This window comes from Saccharopolyspora shandongensis (assembly GCF_900106995.1).
GTDB classification, from domain to species: Bacteria; Actinomycetota; Actinomycetes; order Mycobacteriales; family Pseudonocardiaceae; genus Saccharopolyspora; species Saccharopolyspora shandongensis.
In genome coordinates this window covers 1-18,919 of the sequence record NZ_FNOK01000048.1, presented here as the reverse complement: position 1 = coordinate 18,919, position 18,919 = coordinate 1, and the positions used below count along the sequence as shown (strand labels likewise).

The window sequence follows — 18,919 nt, the reverse complement described above, 5'->3', positions numbered from 1 at the left end:
ACCGGCGGCCGCCTTCGAGGCTTCGTTTCAGGGGAGCAAATGCGCGGGAACACAATGGACGGTCACAACGCGGCGGGAGTGGCGGACGTCGTGAAGGTCCACGGTCGCGGCGACACGGCGGTGCGCGCGCTGGACCGCGTGTCCCTCGACCTCCTGGCGCACCGCTTCACCGCGATCATGGGCCCGTCCGGCTCCGGCAAGTCCACGCTCATGCACTGCCTCGCCGGGCTGGACACCGTGGACTCCGGGCGGATCCGCATCGGGCAGACCGAGCTCACCGGGCTGTCCGACGCGGCGCTGACCCGGCTGCGGCGGGACCGGATCGGGTTCGTGTTCCAGTCCTTCAACCTGCTGCCGACCATGACCGCGGAGGAGAACATCCTGCTCGGCCTGCGGCTCGCCCGCCGCGCGCCGGACCGGGCGTGGTTCACCTCGGTCGTCGACGCGCTGGGCCTGCGGTCGCGGCTGCGGCACAAGCCGGGCGAGCTCTCGGGCGGCCAGCAGCAGCGGGTGGCGTGCGCCCGCGCGCTGGTGGGCCGACCGGACGTGGTGTTCGCCGACGAGCCGACGGGCAGCCTCGACTCGCGCTCGGGCGCGGAGGTGCTCGGCTTCCTTCGCACGTCGGTCCGCGAGCTCGGGCAGACGGTCGTGATGGTGACGCACGACCCGGTCGCGGCGTCCTACGCCGACCGCGGGGTGCTCCTGGCCGACGGCCGCATCGCCGCGCACCTCGAACGCCCGACCGCCGAGACCGTGCTCGCGGCTCTCACCAGGCTGGAGGCGTGATGCTGCGAACCGTGATCGCCGGGCTCGCGGCCCGGCCGCTGCGGCTGCTGCTCTCGGCCGTCGCCATCGCCGTCGGCGTGGCTTTCGTCGCCGGGTCGCTGGTGCTCTCCGACGCCGTCGGCGTCGGCCTTCGCCAAGCCATCGCCTTCGAGACCCGCGGGGTCGACGCATCGATCGACGGGACGCGCGGGGCCGAGCTCGACGACGAGGTGCTGTCGAAGGCGCGGCAGGTGCCCGGCGTCGCCGCAGCGGAGGGCCGCACCACGGTGAGCGCTCCCCTACTGGACGCTGCAGGCCGCCCGAAGGACGCCGCCGCCACCGGGCTGGCCGCCGACGAGCAGCTGCGTCCCTTCGACCTCGCCGACGGGCGTTTTCCCAGCAGCGCGAACGAAATCGCGATGGAGCAGGACACCGCCGCGGACTACGCGCTGGGCAATCCCGTGACCGTCCTCGACCAGGACGGCAACCAGCACACCTTCACGCTGGTCGGCACGTTCACCCGGCCCTCGGACGCCGGTATCGGGGCCGGCGATCTGGTGCTGCTGCCCGAGGCCCTGGGCAAGCTGTCGCAGGAGACGGCGTTCGGCGAGATCGTCGTGCGCGCGGCTCCGGGCATCGGTCAGCAGCAGCTCGTCACCGATCTCGCGCGAGCGGTGGGCGGGCGCGGAATCTCCGTGGTGACCGGGCAGGAAGCCGCCGCGCAGATGCTGCGCGAGACCCCGTCGGACTCGGCCGGCCTGACGAAGTTCTTCACCGCCTTCGCGGTGCTCGCGATGATCGTGGCCGCGATGGTGATCGCCAACTCGTTCACGATCCTCGTCGCGCAGCGCACGAGGGAACTGGCGTTGCTGCGGTGCATCGGGGCCGGGAGGCCGCAGGTGTTCTCGGGGTTGCTCGCCGAAGCCGTGGCGGTGGGCGCGGTCGCGTCCGCAGTGGGTCTGCTGGGCGGGCTCGGCGTCGCCGCCGCGCTGCAGGCGATCGCGATCGGGGATGTCCACGTCCCGCTGACCGCGCGGACGGTCGTCGCGTCCTTGGCGATCGGGGTGCTGGTGACGATGCTCGCCGCGGCGATCCCGGCCTGGTCCGCGACCCGCGCCGCCCCCGTCGAGGCGCTGCGGACGCCGGTGGAGGGCAAGTCCGCCCGCGCCGGGCGGCCACGAGCGGCCGTCACGATCGCCCTGCTGGCGACGGGTTTCGGCACGGCCGCACTCGCGCTGGGCTCCGAGGTGGAGACCGGCGTGGTGCTGTCCATCGTGGCCATGACCGCATTGCTGGGCGCGGCGCTGGCCGCGGGGCCCCTGGTGGTCGGCCCGGTGGCGCGGGTGGCGGGCGCGTTCTGCGCGCCGATCCTCGGGCAGCCTGCGAGGCTGGCCGCGCTCAACGCCGACCGCAACCCGAAGCGCACCGCGGCCAGCGCCGCCGCGCTCACGATCGGTCTCGCCGTCGTCTCGCTCGTGACCACGGTGACGGCGGGCGTCGAAGCGGGCCGGGATCGCGGCATCGACCAGCAGCTGGGGGCCGACTTCACCGTCACGTCGGTGGTCGCCACCAAGCCACTGCCCGCCGCGCTCGCGGACACCCTCGCGGCGGTTCCCGGCGTCGCGGACGCGGCCCTCCGCCAGTCGTTCTCGGGTGACCTCGGGACGTTCGGCGGCTACGGGATGACCGCCGTGCGCGGCGACGCCGTGGGCAGCCTGTTGCGGCCGGTGGTGCTGTCCGGCCGCCTCGACTGGCTGGGGCCGGGCGAGCTGGCCGTGAGCAAGCAGCTCGCCGAGGAAACGGGGCTGGCGGTCGGCGACACCGTCCAGGCCGGGCCCCGGAACCGCCCGGTCCCGCTGCGGGTCGTCGCGGTCTACGACGGCGTCCGCGCCGCAGGCGCCGATACCGGGCTCGCCATGATCGATCTCGGGCAGCAGTCCGCGATCGCCATGGGCGAGGGCGGCTACGACGACAGCGTCCTGGTCAAGCTGGCGGCGGACGCCGACCACGACCAGGTCCGGCGGGCGCTGGAGAACGCGCTCTCCGGCGCGCCACTTGCCCAGCTGCGCAGCATCGACGAACTCAAGGACGAGCTATCGGCGCCGCTGCGCAGCACGCTGGACCTGCTGTGGGCGCTGACCGCCCTGGCCGTGCTGATCGCGTTCGCGGGCATCGCCAACACGCTCTCGCTGTCCGTCCTGGAGCGGACTCGCGAGTCGGCCTTGCTTCGCGCGCTCGGCCTGACCCGGGGCGGGCTCAGCGCCGCCCTCGCCGCCGAATCGGTCTTCGTCGCGCTGCTCGGTGCGGCGTGCGGGCTGTTCGTCGGCATCGGCTCGGCGTGGCTGATCGCGCAGGTCGCGTCGACCGACGCCGAGCCGGTGCTGTTCGCGCTGCCGTGGGGTCGGCTCGGAGTGCTGCTGGGAGCCGCCGTTCTGGCGGCGCCGCTCGCCGCCGTCATCCCGGCCCGTCGCGCGGCACGAGGCTCGGTCACCGCCGGGATAGCGCAGTCGTGACCGGTAGCGCTGGCCGTTCGATCCGCGCGGTGTGAAAGCGGGGCGGGCGGCTTCCGGCCGCCCGACCTCGCGCTCAGGCCGGAGTGTCCGTCGCCGGGCCGAGAAGCGGGATGACCTCGCCCGTGCAGTTCGGCATCGCCTCGCCCACCGCGATCCAGCGGGACGTGGAGAACTTCTGGCAGCGGCCGGTCGGCACCGGCCCGTTCGCGCTGGAATCCTGGCTGTGCGGGAGCAAGCTCACCTTGCGCCGCCACGAATCCTGATAGGGCGCGCGGCCGGGCGACGCGGGGTGGCGGCTGAACACCGTGGTGCTCGCGCCCATCCCGGACAGCGCGGCCCGGGTGGCGGCACTGGTCGGCGGCGATCTCTCCACGGTCAACGCCATCGTGCCCCAGGATGCCGAGGCGCTGCGCGACACCCGGGATTCGCCGTGACCCAGCACCCGCAGGAGTGCTTCAGCTACTTCGCCATGGTCGTCGTCGAACAGCAGCACGCTGCCCGCCGCATCGCCGCGGGGCGACAGGTCGACGCTGCCGTCCGCGGCGGTGGTGGCGAGGAAGAACAGCCTGGCCGCTGCGGTGAAATCCCTGCTGAGCTCGTCGATCCCGGCGATGCCTTTGGCCGCGATCGCCGGTGCCGGCGCGCCTCGTGGAGCGCCGCCTCCAGCGTCACCAGCTCGGCCTTGCTCGGATGCCACGTCGTCATGCGCGTGTCCTTCGGTTCGCGACAGCCAGCAGGTAGAGCAGGTAGGGGGCACCGACGGCCCCGGTGACCACGCCCATCGGGAGCTGCAGCACGGCGCCGGAGAAGAGGTGCTGCGCCGCGAGATCCGCGACGAGGGTCACCAGCGCGCCGGTCATCGCCGCCGGGAGCAGGCTCGGTCGGCCGGTTCGCAGCAGTCGCACCGAGATCGGCCCGGACACGAACGCCACGAAGGCCACCGGACCGGCCACCGCGGTCGCGACGCCGGCCAGCGCCACGGCCACCGCCAGCAGGCCGAGGCGGCACCACTCGACGCGCAGTCCCAGCCCCCGGGCGACCTCGTCGCCGAGCTGCAGGGCGGCCAGCACGCGACCGAGCACCAGCGCAACCGGCACCAGCACGGCCAGGAACGCCGCCGCGGTGGCGGCCTCGGCCCAGCCGACGCCGTTGAGGCTGCCGGTCAGCCAGAACAGGGCGATCGTCGCGATTTCGGTGTCGCTGCGCGTGATCAGGTACGAGACGATGCTCGACAGGACCGCCGCGACGCCGATGCCGACCAGCGCCAGCCGGTGCCCAGTGATGCCGCGCCGCCACGCCAACAGGTAGATCAGCCCGGCTGTGGCCAGCCCGCCGGCCAGTGCCGCCGTCGACACCACGAAGCCGGACGCCCCGAACACGGTGATGCACAGCAGGGCGGCCAGGCTCGAACCGGCCGTCACGCCGATCACGTCCGGGCTGGCCAGCGGATTCCGCAGGATGTTCTGGAAGATCAAGCCGGCCAGCCCGAGCGCCGCCCCGACCAGCAGGCCCGTCAGGGCGCGCGGCATCCGCAGCCGCAGCACCACGTAGTCCGTTCTCGGCGTGCCCCGGCCGAACAACGTCGCGACCACGTCGGGCACGCCGATCGGATACCGGCCGAAGCACAGGGCGAAGATCAGGACCGCGATCACGGCGGCGGTGAGCCCAGCCAGGACGACCGCGTAGCGGAGGCCGTTGCGGCGGCGCGTCGCGACCAGCGTCGTCATACGGCCACCTGCTTGCGGCGGCGGACGAGATGGATGAACACCGGCGCCCCGATGATCGCCGTGACGACGCCGACCTGCACCTCGCCCGGCGGCGCGATCACGCGCCCGACGATGTCGGCCACCAGCAGCAGCAACGGGGCCAGCAGCATCGAGAACGGCAGCAGCCAGCGGTGGTCGGGGCCGGTCAGCAGCCGCGCGGCGTGCGGGACGACCAGGCCGACGAACGCGATCGGACCGGCGATCGCGGTCGCGGAGCCGCACAGCACCACGACCGCTGCCGCGCAGGTCGCGCGGCCGACCACCACGTTGTGCCCCAGCGATCGGGCCACGTCGTCTCCCAACGAAAGTCCATTGAGGACTCGGGCGCACGCGAACGCGAGCACGAAACCGGCCACGAGGAAGGGAAACGCCTGCCAAGCGGCGTCCGACGCCCGGCCCCACAGCGAACCCACCTGCCAGAACCGGAACTGCTCGAAGGTCACGTTGTCGGTGACGAGGACGCCGGTGGTCAGCGAGCCGAACGCGGCGGTGCACGCCGCCCCGGACAGCGCGATCCGCAGCGGCGTGCCGCCCTCCCCGCCCAGCATGCTCACCCCGTAGACCAGGACGGACGCGAGGATCGCGCCGAGGAAGCCGAACCACACGTACCCGGCCACCGACTGCACACCGAGCACGCTGATCGCCAACACGATGCACAGCGAAGCCCCGGCGTTGACGCCCATGATTCCCGGGTCCGCCAACGGGTTTCGGGTCACGCCCTGGATGATCGCACCGGCCAGCCCGAGCGCCGCGCCCGCGAGCAGCCCCACGATCGTCCGCGGGATGCGCACCTGCCAGACGATCAGGTGGTCGGGATCGCCCGGGCGCGGGTGCAGCAGCGCGTCCAGCACTGCGGCGGGCGCGAGCCCCTTGGCGCCCACCATGACGCTCGCGAAGGCCGCCAGCACCAGAAGCGCCGCGATCATCCCGAGAACGAGACCGGGACGCGTCCCGCGCCGCGCCGAACCCACGGCGCTCAGCGAGCCAGCGCCTGCGCGACCAGCGGCACGACCTCGTCCACCGCGCGGACCAGGCCGAGCGGAGTGCCGCTGGAGAAGGCCTGCGAGATCTCCGAATCGGAGAGCACGACCGCGTGCCCCGCCTGGACCGCGGGCACCGACCGGAACAGCGGATCGTTGGAGATGTCGGCCGCGCTCACACCGATCGGGGACATCAGCACGAGATCCGCGTCGAGCAGGTCCATCCGCTCCGGCGAGATGGAGACCGAGAAGCCCTCCCCGGCCTGCGCCTGCACCCGCGGCGACTGGACGAAGCCGAGGCGCTCCATGAGGTCGACGCGGGAACCGCCGTTGACGTAGGCGCCGTAGGAGCCGACCATCTTGGAGCCGACGACCACCGTCTTGCCCGCGAACTCCGGGTGCGCGGCCGTGGCTTCGCGGAACTTCGCCTCGACGTCCGCGTGGACCTGCTGCGCCTCCGCCGTCCTGCCGAGGGCCTTGCCGATCATGTCGAGCTGCTGGTCCCAGTTCGTCCGGTACGCCTGCCCGCCGACCGGGATGCTCACCACCGGCACGCCCAGCCCGGCCAGCAGGTCGTGGCGGTCCCGCTCGCCGCTGGCGCGGGTGTCCAGGATCAGATCCGGTTCCAGCGCGGCCACGGCTTCCATGTCGACTTCCATCGTGCCGAGCATCGTGGGCGGCGTCGCGTACCTCTTGTCCGCGGGCAGCCACGGCGGAACGCCGTCCCCGCCGATGGGAAGCCAGTCCGCCGCGCCGACCGGCTGCACGCCGAGCATCAGGGCGACCTCCGCATCGCCCCAGCCCAGAGCGACGACCCGCTGCGGACGCTCCGGGATCGTGACGTCACCGAACGCGGTCGGAACGGTCACCGGGAACTGCCCGTCCCCCACCACGGGCGCCTTCCCCGGCTCCGGCCCGCCGCACCCGGCGAGCGCCGCTACCAGCACCAACAGCATCGCCGCGAGCGCGCCGCGACCCCGACGCCCAGAGAACCGCATCAAGCCCCAATCAGAGTGGTTAAGTACGCCTAACCTAACTAATCCGACTGGGTCGAGTCCAGCACCCCTCGGTCCAGCCCGGGACGACGTCGGTCACACCGGGGGCCTGAGACCAGGAAGCCCGGCACCGGACTCCACAGTGGAATCCGATGCCGGACTCAGGGGCCGTTGCAGAATGCCGCGCAGCCGCACGCGTCGGACCCGGCTACCAGCGGTGGGCGCAATCGCCACTCTTCGAGCGTCCAGTTCACAGTTTCAATTGAAACTGCGGAACCTTTCCACAGACTTCCCCATCACCAGACACGTCGGTCTCCTCCTGCCGAACCGAGCAGATCACGGATAAAACGAACTCAAAGATGTTGCCCCTAAACAAAGTCTGTCGACACTGACACTGTTTCCCAACAATTGGGCGATATTTGCACACCTTTGGGCGCGATGGAACCGGTGCCGCCACGCAGGGATGTTCACACGGAATCCGGCACCTTCAGCCGCTCGTCGAGCACCGCGAGCACCTTTTCCTGGTGCTCCACCAGGTAGAAGTGCCCGCCGGCGAAGACCCGAACGTCCACTTCGGAGTCGGTGTGCTCCCGCCAGGCTTCGGCTTCCGCCAGGGTGACCTTCGGGTCGTCGTCGCCGAGCAGCACCGTGATCGGGCAGGCCACCTTCGCCCCGGACTCGCCCTGGTAGGTCTCGGCCGCTCGGTAATCGCTGCGAACCGCGGGCAGGATCATGCGCAGCAGTTCCTCGTCGCCGAGCACGCCGGCAGCTGTCCCGCTCAGCTTCCGCAGGTCCGCGACGAGCCCGTCGTCGTCGCGCAGGTGCACCCGCTCGTCCCGATGCGTCGACGGCGCGCGGCGGCCGGATGCGATCAGCCGGATCGGCGCGACGTCCATCCGCCGCGCCACCTCGAAACCCACCGCCGCGCCCATGCTGTGGCCGAAGAGCGCCAGCGGGCGATCCGCCCACTGCCGCAGCTCTGCCGCGATCCGGTCCGCGAGCTCACCGATGTCGTCAATGCACGGCTCCGCCCGCCGGTCCTGACGGCCGGGGTACTGCACCGACAGCACCTCGACGCGCGGCGCGAGCGCGCGGGACAGCGGGAAGTAGAAGCTGGCCGAGCCGCCCGCGTGCGGGAGCGCTACCAGGCGGACGCCGGCGTCGGGCGCCGGGTGGAAGCGGCGGATCCACAACTGGCCGCCGCGTGCTGGAACGGTCACCGTTCTCCCTCCGGTCACAGCGGAATATTACCGTGGTGGCCGCGGCCGGCGGCGGCCTCGGCGAGCGCGGCGGCGACCCGGCGCCGGGTGTCCGCGGGGTCGATCACCTCGTCCACCACGCCGATGTCGAGCGCGCGGCCGACTCCGCCGGCAAGACGCGCCGCACCCCGGCCGCACCCAGCGCGCCGCCCATCTTGGTGGCATCCGTGCAGTACGCGATCACCCGGCGGCCATCGATCCGCCCCGCCACCGCGATGACCCCGCAGTCGTCCGGCGGGTGCAGCGCGGTGGCGGAATCGCGGTCGAGCAGCCGCGCGACCGGCAGGCGGGGATCCGGGGCTCGTTCGGCGATCAGCCGCGGTGCGGCGGTGGCAGTCAACTTCAACCTCCCGGCTTCGGCGAATCGTTGACCCGATCAGTCCAGCCGCCGGGTTTCCGGCGAGGGACGAGCAGAACGGGCGGTTTCGATCGAGACCGCACCGGACTTCGCGCGGTGATCGGCGCCCGCCTCATCTTCGGGCATCAGGCACCACCTCGCCGCGCGAGTGCGGGCCGATCCTCGGCAACGGCGGTGAAAGGCAAAAACCTCTTCACCGCAACAGGAAAACCCATCGCGAGATCGCCTCCGCTGACCTGGCGCCTGAACCGCGACTACCGCGCGGCGCCGGAACTCGTTCGTGCCACCGGGAAATCGGTCCACCACCACCGACGGGGTCGGCACCCGCACGATCGTGGCCGGCGCCGTCACGGTTCCAGCACGAGCTTGCCGCGCGTCCGCCGGCCGAGCATGTCCTCGTGCGCCCGCCGCGCCTCGCCGAGCGGGTACACGCCGCCGATCGCCGGGCGCAGCCGGCCGGCGGCGGTGAGGGCGAACAGCTCCGCCAGCGGCTCCCGGTACCTGCCCGGCAACGAGATCACCTGCGGCAGCCAGAACCCGCCGACCGCAACGGTGCGTTCGATGACCTGCGCCGCCGTGATCGGGCCGGGCAGCACGTTGGATGCCACGCCGTAGGTGACGATCCGCCCGAGCGGGGCGAGCGCGTCCAGCGCCGCGTCGAAGACGGCCCCGCCGGTGGCGTCGAAGACGATGTCCACCGGCCGCCCGTCGTTGGCCTCGACGACCCGGTCGCGATATCCCTCCGCCGCGCCGTCCACGGCCGCGTCGGCTCCGACTGCCATCGCGAAGGCCCGCTTGTCGGGGCTCGACGCCGCGGCCACCACGCGGCCCGCCCCGAACAGCTTCGCCAGCTGGACCAGCAGCGATCCCACCCCGCCCGCGGCCGCGTTCACCACCACCGACTCGCCGGGGACGATTCGCGCGCAGGTACGCAGCAGGTGCCAGGCCGACAGGCCCTGGACGCCGAGCGCGACGGCCTGGTGGTCGTCGACGCCGTCCGGGACCTCGGCGACGAACGGGGAGGACGTGACGACCAGCTCGGCGTACCCGCCGCCGTCCATCATGGCGAGGACGCGCCGCCCGTCGGCGGTGCGGCCGACCACCTCGCCGCCCGGGACGTAGGGCAGCTCGACCGGCTTGAGGTAGGAATTCGACGTGCACATGGTGTCCATGTAGTTGACACCGGCGGCGCTGACCCGGATGGCCACCTCACCGTTGTTGGATGCCGGATCCGGCACCTCTTCGTGGACGAGCACTTCCGGCCCGCCGTACCGGGAAATCTGGATGGCGCGCACCGCATCTCCAAGCGCTGTGCAGCGATCACGGACCACCCAGGACTACCACACGGCCCTCCGCTGGGCGCACCAGAAAGGATCACCCCATCGAAAGGTTGAAAGCTATTGCGCCGCAACAATATATGAAGCGATCTCGGCATCATCACTGCGAACCGTAGTCGCCCTTCCGGGCAGGACAACGAAGACGAGTGAGCTGCTTTCTCGATCGGGCATGATCGGTCGAGAAAGCGCCTCGGGTGGCTTAGAAATGGGGCGGATCTCCCGCATTCACCCCGGAAGGAGCCCTCCCATGAAGGCCCAGACCCCCCACAACGCGCCCCGGCCGGCCGAGAAGGCCGCGCCGCTGATCGGCCGCCGGGGCAAGTGGGTGTTGGCGGGCCTCTCCGCCGTCCTGCTGGCCGCCGGAACGGTGGTGGTCTCGAGCGGGCCGGCCGCGCTGTCCGCAGCGAACGTCGACGAAGCCGTGCACGGCGAATCGTGCAGCGGAACCGCGACGCTGAAGATCACGCCGGGCCTCAAGCGGACCGAGCAGGAGATCACCTTCAGCTACGTCGAGGGCGGGCACAGCGGGCGGTGCGTCTCCACCCTGCCGATCACCGGCACGAAGGCCCACGAGGTCGAGGTCAAGGGCAAGGGCGACTGCGAGTCCGCGATCGTGTGGGTCAAGGACCGCGTGCGCTGGACCACCGATGACCAGTCCGAGCGCACCAGCCTGATGGAGTTCGTGAGCACCTTCCAGATCGCCGGGGACGTCATCATCGAGCGGTCGGTCGGCCGGGTCACCGAAGGCGAGCTCAAGGGCCACATCATCGAGAACAACACCATCGGCCGGATCGACCCGGCGAAGTGCGACTCCCCGGAAGGCCTCACCGAGATCACCCTGACGGGCCTGTACAACACCAGCCTCGGCTGAGCACCTGCGCCCGGCCCCCGGAAACCGCGTGTTGAACGAGCCGACAGGGAGTTCACTTGGCAACCGGATCTGACCGCGCAGGAATAGGAGATCGTTCGGCCGCCGATGACGGGATCGCCGTCATCGGCGCCGCATGTCGGCTCCCGAAAGCAGCGGACATGCGCGCGTTGTGGCGGCTGCTGCGGGACGGCGGCAGCGCGATCGCCGACGCCCCCGCCGACCGCTGCGGCCCCGATGCGTCCGGGGCCACCCGCCGGGGCGGATTCCTCGATCGCGTCGACGGCTTCGACGCCGACTTCTTCGGCGTCTCGCCCCGCGAGGCCCGCGCGATGGATCCCCAGCAGCGGCTGGTCCTGGAACTGGCCTGGGATGCGCTCGAAGACGCCGGGATCATCGCGGACCGGGTCCGGGGCAGCCGGACCGGCGTGTTCCTCGGATGCGCGGCCGACGACTACGCGACCCTGCTGCACCGCCGCGCACCGCGGGCGATCGGCAGGCACACCTCGACCGGCCTGCAGCGCGGGATCATCGCGAATCGCGTGTCGTACGCCCTGGGGCTGCGCGGCCCGAGCATGGTCGTCGACAGCGCGCAGTCGTCGTCGCTGGTGGCCGTGCACCTCGCCTGCGAGAACCTGCGGTCCGGGGAGGCCGACCTCGCGCTGGCGGGCGGCGTGAACCTCATCCTCGCGCCGGAGAGCTCGGTGTGCGTGGAGGAATTCGGCAGCCTGTCACCCGACGGCCGCTGCTACACCTTCGACGCCCGAGCCAACGGATACGTGCGCGGCGAAGGCGGCGGCGTGGTCGTCCTCAAGCCGCTATCGCGGGCGGTGGCCGACGGCGACCCGATCTACTGCGTGATCCGCGGTGGCGCGGTCAACAACGACGGCGCGGGCGACGGCCTGACGGTGCCCGATTCGTTGGCACAGCGGGAAGTCATCCGCGCGGCGTACGCGGCGTCCGGTGTGGATCCGGCGGAGGTGCAGTACGTCGAGCTGCACGGCACGGGCACGAAGGTGGGCGATCCGGTGGAGGCCTCGGCGCTCGGTGCGGCGCTGGGCGCCGCCCGGCCGCCCGGCTCTCCCCTGCCGGTCGGCTCCGCCAAGACGAACGTCGGGCACCTGGAGGGCGCGGCGGGCATCGTCGGCCTGCTCAAGGTGGCGCTGGCCATCCGGCACCGCAGGCTGCCGCCGAGCCTCAACTTCGAGACGCCGAATCCCGCCATTCCGCTGGATTCCCTGAACCTGGCGGTCCAGCGGGAGCTCGGGCCGTGGCCGCGGCCGGACCGGCCGCTGACGGCGGGCGCGAGTTCCTTCGGCATGGGCGGCACGAACTGCCACCTCGTCGTGACGGAGCCGCCCGCCGCGGAGACCGATGTGCCCGGCGACATCGCGGGCACCGTGCCGTGGCTGGTTTCGGCGAAGACCCAGGAAGCGCTGTGCGCGCAGGCGGCCCGGCTGCACGCCCACCTCCGGGAGCACCGGGAGTGGTCGCCGTCCGACGTGGCGTGGTCGCTGGCGACGACGCGGAGCCAGCACGCGCACCGTGCCGCGATCCTCGGCCGCGACGAGGAGGAACTCCTTGCCAGGCTGGAAGAACTGGCACAGGGCGGCGAGGGTTCGGGGCTCGTGCGCGGCGTGGCGACGGGCGGCAGCGGCGTCGCGATGCTGTTCTCCGGCCAGGGCAGCCAGCGGGCCGGGATGGGACGCGAACTCCACCGCGCCTTTCCCGAGTTCGCCGAGGCTTGGGACGAGGTGTGCGAGCACCTCGATCCGCTGCTCGGGCTGGACCGCCCGCTCACCGAGATCGTCTTCACCGGCAGCCAGGACGCCCTGAACGAGACTCTCGTCGCGCAGCCCGCCCTGTTCGCGCTCCAGGTCGCGCTGTTCCGGCTGTTCGAGGGGCACGGCATCGGCGCCGACTTCCTCATCGGCCACTCGGTGGGCGAGCTGAGCGCGGCGCACGTCTCCGGCATCCTCACCTTGCCCGACGCGGCGACGCTGCTCGCCGCCCGCGCGCGCCTCATGCAGTCGCTGCCGGCCTCCGGCGTCATGGCCGCCGTGCACGCGACCGAAGCCGAACTCACCCGGTCGCACCCCGAACTCGCCGACCCGGCGAGCGGCGTGGCCATCGCGGCGCTCAACGCGCCGGACAGCACGGTGATCTCCGGCGATCCCGAGCCGGTGGATGCGATCCTGCGGCATTGGCGCCGGGCGGGCCGCCACGTCCGGCGGCTGCGCACCAGCCGTGCCTTCCATTCGCCGCACTGCGACGCCATCCTCGACGAGTTCGAGTCGACCGCGGCGCGGCTCACCTACCACCGGCCGGGCATCCCGATCGTCTCCACCCTGACCGGCGATCGCAGCGATGCGATCACGACGCCGGGCTACTGGGTGCGCCAGCTGCGCGATCCCGTCCGGTTCCACCCGGCGCTGGCCCGGCTCCACCGCGACCACGAGGCGACCCACCACCTGGAACTCGGCCCGGGTACGACCCTCACGACGCTCGCGCGCGAGGTGCACGGCGACATCCCGGCCATCCCGGCGCTGCACCCGGATCTGCCGGAACCCGAGAGCGTGCTGACCTGCCTCGCCCGCGCGCACGCGACCGGCGTCCCCGTCGACTGGACGGCTCTGCTGCCCGCGGGCCGCCGGATCGACCTGCCGACCTACGCCTTCCAGCGGAAGCGGTACTGGCTGGACGAGGAGACGACCGACGACGAGCCGGTCGCGGAGCCAGCGGCCAAGACCGAGCAGGACCCGCTGGAGCTCGTGCGTTCCCAGGCCGCCGCCATCCTGGGGCATTCCTCGCCCGAGGACGTCGAACCGCGACGCACGCTCCGCGAGCTCGGCTTCGACTCGCTCGGCACGGTGGAGCTGCGCGACCGCCTCTGCGCCGCCACCGGGCTCCGGCTGACGACCGCAGCGCTCTACAGCTACCCGACACCAGCCGAACTGGCCGATCACCTGCGCGCGGAGCTGGCCGGCGGCGGGGCTCCCACCGGGCTCAAACCGTCGGCCGGCGATGAGCCGATCGCGATCGTCGGCATGGCGTGCCGCCTGCCCGGCGGCGCGCGGTCGCCGGAGGACCTGTGGCGGCTCGTCGCCTCCGGCGCGGACGCGATCTCCGGGTTCCCCACCGATCGCGGCTGGGACCTGGACGCGCTCTTCGACCCGGATCCGGACGCGCCCGGCAAGTCCTATGCCCGGCAGGGCGGATTCCTGCACGACGCGGCGTCCTTCGATCCCGCCTTCTTCGGCATCAGCCCGCGGGAAGCGCTGGCGATGGACCCCCAGCAGCGGCTGCTGCTGGAAACGTCGTGGGAAGCGCTGGAGCGCGCCGGAATCGATCCGGCGGCGCTGCGCGGCACCTGCACCGGGACGTTCGTCGGCGCGACCGCGCAGGAATACGGGCCTCGCCTGGACCAGTGCGGCGAGGGACATGCGCTGACCGGCACCACGCCGAGCATCCTGTCCGGGCGGATCGCCTACTCCCTGGGCTTGCACGGACCGGCGTTCACCGTGGACACCGCGTGCTCGTCGTCGTTGGTGGCGATGCACCTGGCATGCGAGTCGCTGCGGTCGGGCGAGTCAGGCCTGGCGTTGGCCGGCGGGGTGACCGTGATGGCCACGCCCGGCATGTTCATCGAGTTCAGCCGCCAGCGCGGGCTGGCGAAAGACGGGCGCTGCAAGGCGTTCTCGGCCGACGCCGACGGAACCAGCTGGGCCGAGGGCGTCGGGGTGGTGGTGCTGGAGCGGCTGTCGGAGGCCGTGCGCAACGGCCGCCGGGTTTTGGCGGTGATCCGCGGCAGCGCGATCAACCAGGACGGCGCCAGCAACGGCCTGACCGCGCCGAGCGGGGTTGCCCAGGAGCGGGTGATCCTGCAGGCGCTCGCCAACGCCGGACTCACCCCCGCCGATGTCGACGCAGTGGAAGCCCACGGCACGGGTACGGCGTTGGGCGATCCGATCGAAGCGCAAGCCCTGCTCGCCACCTACGGCAAGCACCACAGTCCCGAGCGGCCGGCGTGGCTGGGATCGCTGAAGTCCAACATCGGCCACACCCAAGCGGCTGCCGGTGTCGCCGGCGTCATCAAGATGGTGCAGGCGCTCCACCACGAAGAGCTGCCCGCCACGCTGCACGCCGGCGAACCGTCTCCCCACGCCGACTGGAGCAGCGGCGCCCTCGCACTGCTCGATCAACCCCGGCCGTGGCCGAAGGGCGAGCGGCCGCGTCGCGCCGCCGTCTCGTCCTTCGGCATCTCCGGCACCAACGCACACCTCGTCCTCGAACAGCCGCCGGCCATCGAGTCCGCGACCGCGACCGCGGATTCCGGCGTCGTGCCGTGGGTGATCTCCGCGAGAACGCCGGAAGCCCTTGCATCGCAGGCAGAACGCTTGCTCTCCCACCTCGGCGACCGGGACGACTGGACGCCTGCCGAGATCGCCCGGTCGCTGGCCACCACCCGCACCGCCTTCGCGCACCGGACTGCGATCGTCGGCACCGACCGCCGGGAACTGCTGGCGGGATTGGCATCCCTCGCCGGTTCCGAGGACGCGGGTGTCGTGCGCGGCATCGCCGCAGACCAGCCGAGCGTCGCCATGCTGCTGTCCGGTCAGGGCAGCCAGCGACCCGGCATGGGCCGTGGGCTGCACGAGGCGTTCCCGGTGTTCGCCCGGGCCTGGGACGAAGCGTGCGCGCACCTGGACCCGCTGCTGGGGCTGGACCGACCGCTCACCGACATCGTGTTCCACGGCGACGACGCCGAGGTGGAACGAACGCTGGTCGCTCAGCCTGCGCTGTTCGCACTGCAGGTCGCGTTGTTCCGGTTGCTCGAACACCACGGCATCGTGCCGGACCACCTCATTGGCCATTCCGTCGGCGAGCTCACCGCCGCGCATCTGGCCGGGGTGTTGTCCCTGCCCGACGCCGCCGCGCTGCTCGCCGGGCGGGCCCGGTTGATGCAGGCCCTCCCCGCGCACGGGGTCATGGCCGGGATCCAGGCAGGCGAGCAGGAACTCCTCGACGCGCACCCCCAGCTCCACGATCCGCGCAGCGGCGTCTCGATCGCCGCGGTCAACGCCCCGCAGTCGACCGTCGTCTCCGGTGATCCCGACGCCGTCCACGCCATCCGCGAACACTGGCGCGGGCAGGGCCGCACCGTCCGGGACCTGCACACCAGCCGCGCTTTCCACTCGCCGCACTGCGAGCCGCTGCTCGACGAGCTCGAACGCATCGCCCGCGAGCTGACCTTCCACCCGCCGAAGATCCCGATCATCTCCACCGTCACCGGGACCATCACCGACGAGCTCACCACGCCGGCCTACTGGGCCAGCCAGGTGCGTCGACCGGTCCGCTTCGCGCCCGCCCTCGCCTGGCTCCACGAGCACCACAGCGTCACGCATCATCTGGAGCTGGGCCCCGACGCGACCCTCACCACCCTCGCGCGCACCACGCACGACACGCCCGGCCATCCCACCTTGCGCGCCGGTACCGACGACACGACGGCCTACGTCACCGCCCTCGCCGGTGCCCACACCACGGGCCTCCCGGTCCGCTGGCCCGCGCTCCTCCCGCCGAGCCGGACCATCGACCTCCCCACCTACGCCTTCCAGCACCAGCGGTACTGGCTGAACGCGGAGCGGTCGGCCGGACGCCCCGAGACGCTGGGGCTGGCGAGCACCGGGCACCCGCTGCTCGCCGCGCGGGTCGACATGCCGCAGACCGGCGAGACGGTCTTCACCGGGCGGATCTCGCTCGAAACGCGGCCGTGGCTGGCCGACCACGTCGTCCAGGACACCGTGCTGCTCCCGGGCACCGCGCTCCTCGACATGACGTTGCACGCGGCCGCGCAACTCGACTGCGCCGTCGAAGAACTCACCCTCCACACACCGCTCGTGCTGCCCGCCCACGGGCACCTCGCGCTGCGCCTGACGATCGCGCCGGAGAGCGAGTCCGGGAATCGCGAAGTCACCATCCACTCGCGCGAGGAAGCCCAGGAGTGGGTCCAACACGCCGCGGGCGTCTTGCGCATCGACGTGCAACAGCCTCGGGGCGACTTTCCGGCCACCGCACCGCCGGAGCACGCCACGCCGGTGGATCTGGCCGATGCGTATGACGTCTTCAGCGACCGAGGCCTCGACTACGGGCCCGCGTTCCAAGGGCTCCAAGCCCTGTGGGAGGACGGCGACGACCTGTACGCCGAGGTCGCCTTGCCAGAAGTAGCCGGTGCAGGCGGCTGGGCGATCCACCCCGCACTGCTCGATCCGGCGGTCCAGGCGGCCCTGCTGCCGAGGCTCGGCGATTCCCAAGACGCGCTCCTTCCCTTCTCCTGGAACGGAATCCGGCTGCACCAGCGGGGCGCGCAACGTCTCCGGGTCGGCATCCGGCCGGTCGGTTCCGGCACGATCCGCATCGCCGCCGCGGACGAGACCGGCAATCCGGTGGCCGAGGTCGAGGCCCTGACGCTGCGACCGGCCGCGACCGCCGGCGGCCGGGACGCCGAGCTGCTCCGGCTGAAGTGGACGCAGCTGACCGCGGACCTGCCTGCCGAGAGCGGTGATCCGCGCCCCGATGTGGTGCTGGCCGACTTCCGCGCGATCGATCCGTCGGAGGACGTCCCGGCGTGCGTTGCGCGGGTCGCCCGGGAAGCGCTGGATCAGGTGCAGAGCTGGTTGCCGGACGGGGCGGAGACGCGTCTGGCGCTGGTGACGCGGGGCGCGGTGGCGGTGCAGCCGGGAGAGGTCCCGGACCTGGTCACCGGCCCGCTGTGGGGCCTGCTGCGGGTGGCGCAGAACGAGCACCCCGACCGCATCCTGCTCGTCGATGCCGACGCCCACACCGATCCCGTCGGGCTGCGGCAAGCCGTCGGCGTGGCCCTGCGCCAGGGTGAACCGCAGATCGCGGTGCGCGGCGATGCGCTGCTCGTGCCACGTCTGACGCGCAGCCAGGAGGTCCTCGCCCCGCCCGAGGGGCGTGCGTGGCGGCTGGACGTGACCGAGCGCGGCAGCATCGACAACCTCCACCTCGCGGCGTTCGAGGCGGCCGAAGGACCGCTTTCGGCCGGTCAGGTCCGGGTCGCGGTGCGGGCCGTGGGGCTGAACTTCCGCGACGTCCTCAACACCCTCGGCATGTACCCCGGCACGCCGCCGCTGGGCATCGAGGTCGCCGGTGTCGTGACCGAGGCCGCTTCCGATGTCGATCGCCTGTCGGTCGGCGATCGGGTGGCGGGCATGCTGCCCGGCGCGATGGGCCCGCTCGCGATCACCGACCACCGGCTGCTCGCCCTCCTACCGGAGGACTGGACGTTCGCCCAGGCCGCCGCCACACCCGCGGTTTTCCTGACCGCCTACCACGCACTCCACCACCTCGCGCAGGTCCAACCCGGGCAGCGCGTGCTCGTGCACGCCGCCGCCGGCGGTGTCGGCATGGCCGCCATCCAGCTGCTCCAGCACTACGGCGCCGACATCTACGCCACCGCCCACCCCAGCAAATGGGAAACCCTGCGAGAACTCGGAATCCCCGACGACCACATCGCCTCGTCCCGAACCCCGGACTTCGCCACGCAGTTCCCGCCGGTCGACGTCGTCCTGAACTCGCTCACCGGAGACCTCCTCGACGCCTCGCTCGACCTCCTCACACCCGGCGGGCACTTCATCGAACTCGGCAAGACCGACCCCCGCGACCCCGCCGAACACCCCGGACTGCGCTACCACGCCTTCGACCTCACCGAGGCCGACCCGACACACCTCCAGGCCATGCTCGGCGACCTAACCACGCTGTTCGCCAGCGGCGACCTGACCCCGTTGCCGGTGACCGCCTGGGACATCCGCCAGGCCCCGGAAGCCTTCCGCCACCTCAGCAACGCCCGCCACACCGGCAAACTCGCACTCACCATCCCGACCACGCCCGATCCACACGGCACCATCCTCATCACCGGCGGCACCGGCTCACTCGGCACCGTTCTCGCCCGCCACCTCGCCGCACAACACCCCGCACACCTCCTCCTGGCCAGCCGCCAAGGTCCAGCCGCACCGGGCGCGGCACAGCTCCGCGACGAGCTGCGATCGCTCGGGGCG

At 72.3% G+C, this 18,919-nt stretch carries 11 protein-coding genes; 4 read left to right on the top strand and 7 right to left on the bottom strand.

The annotated features are described in order from the left end of the window. The first annotated feature begins 54 nt into the window (after nt 1–54). Nucleotides 55–786, top strand: coding sequence for an ABC transporter ATP-binding protein (locus tag BLW84_RS34820; protein WP_093274407.1), 732 nt, complete (start codon nt 55–57; stop codon nt 784–786). Further along, nucleotides 786–3,278, top strand: a complete 2,493-nt coding sequence (locus BLW84_RS34815) for an FtsX-like permease family protein (RefSeq protein WP_093274405.1) — start codon at nt 786–788, stop codon at nt 3,276–3,278. Before BLW84_RS34820 ends, BLW84_RS34815 begins: the two co-directional genes overlap by 1 nt. A 73-nt stretch (nt 3,279–3,351) precedes the next feature. Here the strand turns inward: BLW84_RS34815 and BLW84_RS49515 are convergent, their stop codons facing one another. The 7 genes from BLW84_RS49515 to BLW84_RS34780 form a co-directional block, all read right to left on the bottom strand. Then, nucleotides 3,352–3,975: a hypothetical protein gene (locus tag BLW84_RS49515; protein ID WP_245761596.1), complete on the bottom strand. Its 624-nt coding sequence runs from the start codon at nt 3,973–3,975 to the stop codon at nt 3,352–3,354. 4 nt (nt 3,976–3,979) lie between these two features. Beyond that, nucleotides 3,980–5,005 (bottom strand): FecCD family ABC transporter permease, encoded by a 1,026-nt coding sequence (locus BLW84_RS34805; protein WP_093274403.1) that lies wholly within the window; start codon nt 5,003–5,005, stop codon nt 3,980–3,982. Beyond that, on the bottom strand, nt 5,002–5,970 hold the full coding sequence (locus BLW84_RS34800; protein ID WP_093274401.1) for a FecCD family ABC transporter permease: 969 nt from the start codon (nt 5,968–5,970) through the stop codon (nt 5,002–5,004). Before BLW84_RS34800 ends, BLW84_RS34805 begins: the two co-directional genes overlap by 4 nt. 50 nt (nt 5,971–6,020) lie before the next feature. After that, nucleotides 6,021–7,022 (bottom strand): iron-siderophore ABC transporter substrate-binding protein, encoded by a 1,002-nt coding sequence (locus tag BLW84_RS34795; RefSeq protein ID WP_093274550.1) that lies wholly within the window; start codon nt 7,020–7,022, stop codon nt 6,021–6,023. A gap of 464 nt (nt 7,023–7,486) precedes the next feature. Next, nucleotides 7,487–8,239, bottom strand: a complete 753-nt coding sequence (locus tag BLW84_RS34790; protein ID WP_093274398.1) for a thioesterase II family protein — start codon at nt 8,237–8,239, stop codon at nt 7,487–7,489. A 103-nt stretch (nt 8,240–8,342) separates the two neighbouring features. After that, complete coding sequence (locus tag BLW84_RS34785; RefSeq protein ID WP_143061203.1) at nt 8,343–8,618, bottom strand: hypothetical protein; 276 nt, start codon at nt 8,616–8,618, stop codon at nt 8,343–8,345. Nucleotides 8,619–8,983: 365 nt separating this feature from the next. Next, complete coding sequence (locus BLW84_RS34780; RefSeq protein WP_093274392.1) at nt 8,984–9,931, bottom strand: quinone oxidoreductase family protein; 948 nt, start codon at nt 9,929–9,931, stop codon at nt 8,984–8,986. Nucleotides 9,932–10,220: 289 nt separating this feature from the next. On the opposite strand from BLW84_RS34780, the gene BLW84_RS34775 reads away from it, so the two are divergent. Continuing rightward, a complete protein-coding gene (locus BLW84_RS34775) occupies nt 10,221–10,844 on the top strand; it encodes a hypothetical protein (RefSeq protein ID WP_093274390.1) in 624 nt (207 codons plus the stop codon). Nucleotides 10,845–10,900: 56 nt separating this feature from the next. Then, a partial coding sequence (locus BLW84_RS34770) for a type I polyketide synthase (protein WP_143061202.1) occupies nt 10,901–18,919 on the top strand: 8,019 nt, incomplete at its 3' end.